The organism is Actinosynnema sp. CS-041913 (genome assembly GCF_050942485.1).
Lineage (GTDB): Bacteria > Actinomycetota > Actinomycetes > Mycobacteriales > Pseudonocardiaceae > Actinosynnema.
The window spans coordinates 5,726,070-5,727,039 of sequence record NZ_CP192037.1; the positions used below are offsets into that span (position 1 = coordinate 5,726,070).

The 970-nt window shown below is 72.0% G+C and carries 1 protein-coding gene; it reads right to left on the reverse strand.

Features of this window, described 5'->3' with window-relative positions:
- Positions 1–3: 3 nt before the first annotated feature.
- Positions 4–966: a hypothetical protein gene (locus ACQPZF_RS25915; RefSeq protein ID WP_433261105.1), complete on the reverse strand. Its 963-nt coding sequence runs from the start codon at positions 964–966 to the stop codon at positions 4–6.
- Between the last annotated feature and the right edge of the window lie 4 nt (positions 967–970).

Sequence of the window (970 nt, forward strand, 5' to 3'; positions counted from 1 at the left end):
GGTTCAGTCCACCGGGCCGAGCAGGTGGCTCAGCGCACGGTGGACGGTCACCGCGTCGAGCCGTGCCGGCGGCTGATCGGTCAGATAGATGTGCGCCAGGAACGGCGCGTCCGGAGCCAGGTCGTGGTGCTCCAGGTAGTACGAGACGGCGTCCGGCCACAGCCACACACCGTCAGTGCGGTAGTTCATCGGCACCACCCGGCCGCGCTCGGGCGCCACCACGTCGGCCATCGTGTCGCCGCTGCCGAGCAGCAGCTCGCCCCCGCCCAGGTACGCGAGGACGCGCTCCCGCTCGGCGGGGTCGGCGATCCGGGGGTGGTCCTCGTCGAACACCGGGCCGCCCTCCGCGTCGACTCCGTCGAAGACCCGCACCACGAACATCTCGACGGGTTCGGCCGCCGCCCACACGAGCCTGCCGCCCGCACGGGCCGCACGCTGGTAGGACGGGGCGTCACCGGGACCGACGACCTCCACCCTCGGCACGTCCGCCCGTCCGTCCAGCACCCGGCACAGCCGCCCGGCGAGCGCCGCGAGGTCACCGCCGTCCGTCGTCACCACGTACACCGGCACTCGTGGTCCGTCGTCCCGCAACGGTGTGCGCCAGGCCATCCACAGCCCACGCGCGGACGGGGTCGCGGCCAGCACCTCGACCAACGCGGCAGTGGTTTCGTCACGCACGTCCTGTTCGCCTGCACCGGCGAACAGCCACACGAGCGGCGGTCGCACGTCGGAGAGCGGAATACCGGTGAACGCCCCGAACGCGGATTCATCCACTAGTTCGCTGAGCACCGCCGCATCCGCGACGCTCACCGGCACCCGACTCCGGGCCAGCTCGTGCGTGACCGCCACCGCCACGTCCCCCACCGCACCATCGGCTAGTTGCCGACGAGCGGACGCCAGGAAATCGTCCGGCACACGGCCCGCCAGACCCAGCAGCACTTCGTGCATCCCATCGGCGGTGGTCACACGA